Annotated in this window: 4 protein-coding genes and 2 pseudogenes; 3 read left to right on the top strand and 3 right to left on the bottom strand. The window is 73.1% G+C overall.

Annotation, left to right across the window (positions count from 1 at the left end):
- Positions 1-64, bottom strand: a pseudogene (locus ACWD3D_RS11010) (hypothetical protein); the annotation flags it as partial.
- A 14-nt stretch (positions 65-78) separates the two neighbouring features.
- Here ACWD3D_RS11010 and ACWD3D_RS11005 point away from each other — a divergent pair.
- Positions 79-903, top strand: a pseudogene (locus ACWD3D_RS11005) (hypothetical protein); the annotation flags it as partial.
- Here ACWD3D_RS11005 and ACWD3D_RS11000 read toward each other — a convergent pair.
- On the bottom strand, positions 879-2,120 hold the full coding sequence (locus ACWD3D_RS11000; protein ID WP_451460593.1) for a glycosyltransferase 87 family protein: 1,242 nt from the start codon (positions 2,118-2,120) through the stop codon (positions 879-881). The pseudogene ACWD3D_RS11005 and the gene ACWD3D_RS11000 sit on opposite strands and share 25 nt — an antisense overlap.
- A 223-nt stretch (positions 2,121-2,343) precedes the next feature.
- Here ACWD3D_RS11000 and ACWD3D_RS10995 point away from each other — a divergent pair, with 223 nt between their 5' ends.
- On the top strand, positions 2,344-3,486 hold the full coding sequence (locus ACWD3D_RS10995; protein WP_451460590.1) for a glycosyltransferase family 4 protein: 1,143 nt from the start codon (positions 2,344-2,346) through the stop codon (positions 3,484-3,486).
- 73 nt (positions 3,487-3,559) lie between these two features.
- On the opposite strand, the gene ACWD3D_RS10990 is transcribed toward ACWD3D_RS10995, so the two are convergent.
- The gene (locus ACWD3D_RS10990; RefSeq protein ID WP_451460589.1) at positions 3,560-5,356 is read right to left on the bottom strand and encodes an AMP-dependent synthetase/ligase; all 1,797 of its coding nucleotides are present in this window, start codon (positions 5,354-5,356) and stop codon (positions 3,560-3,562) included.
- A 275-nt stretch (positions 5,357-5,631) separates the two neighbouring features.
- Between ACWD3D_RS10990 and ACWD3D_RS10985 the strand changes: the two genes are divergently transcribed.
- Positions 5,632-6,453: a metallophosphoesterase family protein gene (locus ACWD3D_RS10985; RefSeq protein WP_451460588.1), complete on the top strand. Its 822-nt coding sequence runs from the start codon at positions 5,632-5,634 to the stop codon at positions 6,451-6,453.
- The last annotated feature ends 5 nt before the right edge of the window (positions 6,454-6,458 follow it).

The following is a 6,458-nucleotide window of genomic DNA, read 5'->3' as shown; positions in this document are numbered from 1 at the left end:
CCCTTATCCAGCCGGAGGTCAGGCCGAAGTACCGGTCGCAGGCCATGCAGGCCGCGCCGAGCAGGCTCCGCCGGGTCCTGGTACCTCACGGCGGACCGGCCCGCGAAGGACGCGGCCGTACCGCTGTGGGACCAGGGCCCCGTGGTCGCGGTGCACGGCACCCACAGCCTGGTCCTCGGCGTCGGCCGCCCCGCGAAGGAGCTGCGCGAGATCGCGGAGACCGCGGACCAGGCGGTCCCGGCGGTCTCCGCCGCCTGGCCGGACCGCTGGGCGGCGCGGGTGGTCTACCTCGTTCCCGCCTCCACCGGGGACATGGCGGAGCTGCTGGGCTCGGCGGACGGGAGCTACCGGGGGATAGCGGCGGTCACCACCGGCGCGGTCTCCGACGGCGAGGGGGAGCCGGGCCTCGCGGACCGGGTCGTCGTCAATCCGGAGGCGTACGCCACGCTCGGCACCTTCGGCCGCAGGGTCGTCCTCACCCACGAGACCACGCACGTCGCGACGCGTACCGCCACCACGGCGGCCACCCCGCTCTGGCTCTCCGAGGGGTTCGCCGACTGGGCCGCGTACCGGCAGGAGGACCGTACGGCCGCCGAGATCGCCCCCGAACTCGCCACCGCCGTCCACGCCCGGGAGCTGCCCGCCGCACTGCCCCTGGACGACGACTTCGCCTTCGACCGGGACGCGGACGAGCTCGCGCGGGCGTACGAGGGCGGTTGGCTCGCCTGCGCGCTCATCGCCGGGGAGTGGGGCGAGGACGCGCTCCAGGAGCTCTACCGGGAGGTGGGGGCCCACGACGGACGCGAGGGGGCGGTGGACACGGCGATGGAGAAGGTCCTCGGCGTCGGCGAGCGGGAGTTCACCACCCGCTGGCGCAACTACCTCGCCGACCGGCTCGGCTGAGGCACCCGGGCCGCCGGCCCGACCGCCACCGCCTCGGCGGGCACCGGCTCCGCCGCGCGCCACAGCCTCGCCGCCGCGATCACCGTCGCCGCGACCAGCAGCCCGTTGCGCACCAGGAGCAGGGCCACGCCCGTGCCGTCGCTCGCCACCACGTGCACGAAGCCGAGCGGGAACTCCAGGAAGGTCACCGGACAGGCCAGCAGGACCAGCCACACGGGCCGGCGCATCCGGCTGCCCGGGAAGACCAGGCAGACCGCGGCCAGCCCGACCAGCCACACCAGGTACTGCGGACTGATCACCCGGCTCGTCGTCGTGAACACCAGCACCGCCGTGAACGCCGCGTCCGCCGCGGTGTGCGCCGTGAAGGTACGCGCCCGCAGCCGCCACACCACCAGCCAGCCGAACCCCGCCACGCTCAGCCAGAGCGCCAGCGACGACACCAGGTCCACTCCCGGCCCGAGGAACTCCATCGAGCCGTAGGTCAGCTCGATCCGCCCCGGCCAGCCGGACCGCCGGGCCAGATGGAGCACCAGCCCACCCAGCGACTCGATCTCGGTGCCCCGGTCCCGCTGGTGGGCGAGGAACCCGAACGCACCCGGCATCGCCAGCCAGAACCCCGCCGCCACCACCCCGGCCACCACCACCGCCGCCGACCAGGCACGCCGGGTCACCCGCCCCGGGGCGGTCCCCAGCAGCACCAGCACCGGCCACACCTTCAGCAGCGCCCCGAACGCCGCCAGCGCCCCCAGCACCCTCGGCCGCCGCACCCCGGCCAGCAGCCCCGCCACCGCGACCGCCGCCACCATCAGGTCGTACCGTGCGTACACGGTCGGGCCCAGCAGCGGCACCCCCGCCACCCAGACCCAGGCGCCCGCGCGCCGCGCCCCGGGCCGGGAGCCCGCCCGCAGCAGCATGCCCAGCACCAGCGCGTCGCAGACCAGCACCAGCACGGAGAACGCCGTCGCGTACTCCAGGAACGGCAGCAGCCCGGGGGCCAGGACGGGCAGGGCCGCCGCCGGCGGGTACTGCCAGGTGACGTCGCCCGGCGGGAAGACCCCGGTGCGCAGCACGTCGTACCAGCCCCGGTAGATCACCGCGACGTCCACGGTGACGTCCAGCCCCGGCGCGGTGACCACCTTCAGCACCCAGAGCAGCAGAGTCGCCCTGGTCAGCGCCCAGACCGCGAGAAGCCCCACCGCGCCGGCCCGTTCCGTCATGGCGCTCCCGCCCCTCGTGCCGTACGTCCGGTCAGCCATGATGCCGGGCGCTCCTGTGCGCGGGACTCAGGCGCGGCCGGTCGCCGGGGACCGTTCACGGACCCGGCGGCCGGGGGCGCAGCGCCACAGGTGGCAGTCCGTCACACGCGTTCGTCCGTCACACGCGGCCGTCCGTCACACGTGGCCGTCCGTCACACGCGGTCGTCCGTTACTGTCGGCGGCGATGGACAAGACCCTGATCGTGACCAACGACTTCCCGCCCCGCCCCGGTGGCATCCAGGCGTTCCTGCACAACATGGCGCTGCGCCTGGACCCCGGACAGCTCGTCGTCTACGCCTCCACCTGGAAGCGGACCGAGGAGGGCGTACGGGCCACCGCCGACTTCGACGCCGAACAGCCCTTCACGGTCGTCCGGGACCGCACCACGATGCTGCTGCCCACCCCCCGGGTCACCCGCCGCGCGGCCGGGCTGCTGCGGGAACACGGCTGCGCCTCCGTGTGGTTCGGCGCCGCCGCCCCGCTCGGACTGATGGCCCCCGCGCTGCGCAGGGCCGGGGCGCGCCGGCTCGTCGCCACCAGCCACGGCCACGAGGCGGGCTGGGCCCAGCTCCCCGCCTCCCGGCAACTGCTGCGCCGCATCGGGGAGGGCACCGACACGATCACCTATCTCGGTGAGTACACCCGGTCCCGGATCGCCGCCGCGCTCACCCCCGAGGCGGCGGGCCGCATGGTGCAACTCCCGCCCGGCGTCGACGAGAAGACCTTCCACCCGGCGTCCGGCGGCGACCGCGTCAGGGCCCGGTTGGGACTCACGGACCGGCCCGTGGTCGTCTGCGTCTCCCGGCTGGTGCCGCGCAAGGGCCAGGACACCCTGATCCTCGCGATGCCCGCGATCCTGGCCCGCCACCCCGACACCGTGCTGCTGATCGTCGGCGGCGGCCCGTACGCCGAGGACCTGGAGAAGCTGGCCGCCGAGACCGGGGTGAGCCGCTCCGTGCGCTTCACCGGCCCGGTGCCCTGGGAGGAGCTCCCCGCGCACTACGGCGCCGGCGACGTCTTCGCCATGCCCTGCCGGACCCGGCGCGGCGGCCTCGACGTGGAGGGCCTCGGCATCGTCTACCTGGAGGCTTCCGCGACCGGGCTGCCGGTGGTGGCGGGTGACTCCGGCGGGGCGCCGGACGCGGTCCTGGACGGCGAGACCGGCTGGGTGGTGCGCGGCGGCGACGCCGAGGACACCGCCGACCGGATCGTCACCCTGCTCGGCGACGCGGAACTGCGCCGCCGGATGGGGGAGCGGGGGCGCGAGTGGGTCGAGGAGAAGTGGCGCTGGGACCTGCTCGCCGAGAAGCTCCGCACGCTTCTCTGACCCGGGGTCCGCATGACGGGAGGCCCGTACGCGATCGGTTCGCGTACGGGCCTCCCGTCATGTGCGGCGGGGATCAGCCGCCGTAGATCGACTCGATCTCGTGGGCGAAGTCCTTGGCGACCACGTTTCGCTTCAGCTTCAGCGAGGGCGTGATGTGTCCGGCCTCCTCGGTGAGCTGGGCGTCCAGGACACGGAACTTGCGCACCGACTCCGCCTTGGAGACCGCCGCGTTCCCGTCGTCCACCGCCCGCTGGATCTCCGCCAGCAACTCGGCGTCCTCGCGCAGCGAACGGGCCGTGGAACCGGCCGGCTTGCCGTGTTCCTCGGCCCAGCGGCCGAGGAACTCCTCGTCCAGGGTGACCAGCGCGCCGACGAACGGCCGCCCGTCGCCGACCACCATGCACTCGGCCACCAGGGCGTGGGCGCGGATGCGGTCCTCGATCACGGCGGGGGCGACGTTCTTGCCGCCCGCCGTCACGATGATCTCCTTCTTGCGGCCGGTGATCGCGAGGTAGCCGTCCTCGTCCAGGGTGCCGATGTCACCGGTGTGGAACCAGCCGTCGGCCAGCGCTTCGGCGGTCGCCGCCTCGTTGCCCCAGTACCCGCCGAACAGGTGCTCGCCGTGCAGCAGGACCTCGCCGTCGTCGGCGATCCGCACGACGGAACCGGGCAGCGGCTGTCCGACCGTACCGATCTTCGGCCGGTCCCACGGGTTGAAGGCGGTGGCCGCGCAGCTCTCGGTGAGGCCGTAGCCCTCCAGGACGGTGAAGCCGATGCCCCGGTAGAAGTGGCCGAGCCGCTCACCGAGCGGGGCGCCACCGGAGATCGCGTACTCGCCGCGCCCGCCGAGGACCGCGCGGAGCTTGCCGTAGACGAGCTTGTCGAAGAGCCGGTGACGCAGCTTCAGCCCGAGGGAGGCTCCCTTCGGGGTGCTCAGCGCCTGGCTGTAGGCGATGGCCGTCGATGCCGCGCGGTCGAAGATCCGGCCCTTGCCGTCGCTCTGCGCCTTGGCGCGGGCCGCGTTGTAGACCTTCTCGAAGACGCGCGGCACACCGAGGATCAGCGTCGGCCGGAACGAGGCCAGCTCGTCGGTGAGGTTCTTGATGTCCGGTACGCAGCCGAGCTTGATCGGCGCCATCACGGCCGCCACCTCCACCAGCCGGCCGAAGACGTGCGCGGTGGGGAGGAAGAGCAGCACCGAGCACTCGCCGGTACGGAAGAGGGGCTTCAGCCGCTCCACCACGTTGCCGCACTCCGCGAAGAAGCTGCGGTGGGTGAGCACACAGCCCTTGGGACGGCCGGTGGTCCCGGAGGTGTAGACGATGGTGGCCGGGTCGTCGGCCCTCGCCGCGGTCGTCCGCAGATCCACGGTCTCCTCGGAGACCTCGGCGCCGCCCGCGTTCAGCTCCTCGACCGCGCCCCGGTCGATCTGCCAGACGTGCTCGAGCTCCGGCAGCCCTCCCCTGACGGAGGCGACCGACGCGGCGTGCGCCTCGCTTTCGACGATCACCGCGACGGCACCGGAGTCACCCAGGATCCACTGGATCTGCTCGGGCGAGCTGGTCTCGTACACCGGTACGGTCACCGCGCCCGCGGTCCAGATCGCGAAGTCGAGGAGCACCCACTCGAAGCGGGTGCGGGACATCAGGGCGACCCGGTCGCCGGGCTGCACGCCGGAGGCGATGAGACCCTTGGCCGCGGTTCTGACCTCCGCCAGGAACTGGGTCGCGGTCACGTCGGTCCACACTCCGGCCACCTTGCGGCTCATCACCGCGGTGGCGGGATGCTGAGCGGCGTTGCGGCGGATGAGATCCGTCAGGTTGCCGTCCGTGGGGACCTCGTACAGGGCCGGAAGGCTGAACTCGCGCAAGACTGCTGCTCCTCATCGGGCTCCGGTGCCACGGCTCTGTGTGACGCACCGGAAGCGGTCCACGATTGGCAGGTGCTCAGTGGGGTGAGCACGACTGGACTGCCCGGACGTTACCCACCGGTAGTGCTTCCGGATAGAGGAGCAGGACAGATGTCTTATGCATCACATACAGAGGCCGCCGTTCCCGGAACCCTAGACCACCGCCCTCGGGACTCGGAAGTAACCGCAGGTCCGACGCCCTGTTCAGGCCACGGAGCCGTGGTTATGGTGATCGCATGCGTGCAGGAGAAGAGCGGCCGACGGCAGCCCCGGCGGCGGCCGGCCGCAGCGGCCGGACCCGCGTTCACGTGGTCAGCGACGTACACGGCAACACCGAGGCGCTGGCCCGCGCGGGCGACGGCGCCGACGCCCTGATCTGCCTCGGCGACCTGGTGCTCTTCCTCGACTACGCCGACCACTCGCGCGGCATCTTCCCCGACCTCTTCGGCGTGGAGAACGCGGACCGCATCGTGGCCCTGCGCACCGCCCGCCGCTACGAGGAGGCCCGCGACTTCGGCCGCGAGCTCTGGGCGGGCATGGACCGCAACGCCGCCATCCTCGGCGCGGTCCGCAAGCAGTACGCCGAGATGTTCGCGGCCATGCCGACCCCGACGTACGCCACGTACGGCAACGTCGACGTCCCCACCCTCTGGCCCGAGTACGCCGGACCAGGCACCACCGTCCTGGACGGCCAGCGCGTCGAGATCGGCGGCCGGACCTTCGGATTCGTCGGCGGGGGACTCAAGACCCCCATGAACACCCCCTTCGAGGTCAGCGACGAGGAGTACGCCGCGAAGCTGGAGGCGGTCGGCGAGGTCGACGTCCTCTGCACCCACATCCCGCCCGAGGTGCCGGAACTCGTCTACGACACCGTCGCCCGCCGCTTCGAACGCGGCAGCCGCGCCCTGCTCGACGCGATCCGCCGCACCCGCCCCCGGTACGCCCTCTTCGGCCACGTCCACCAGCCCCTGGCCCGCCGGATGCGGATCGGCGCGACCGAATGCGTCAACGTCGGCCACTTCGCCTCCACCGGCAGGCCGTGGGCGCTGGAGTGGTGAGAGCC

It is taken from the genome of Streptomyces sp. NPDC002690, from assembly GCF_053592415.1.
This window is presented reverse-complemented; position numbering and strand designations above follow the sequence as displayed.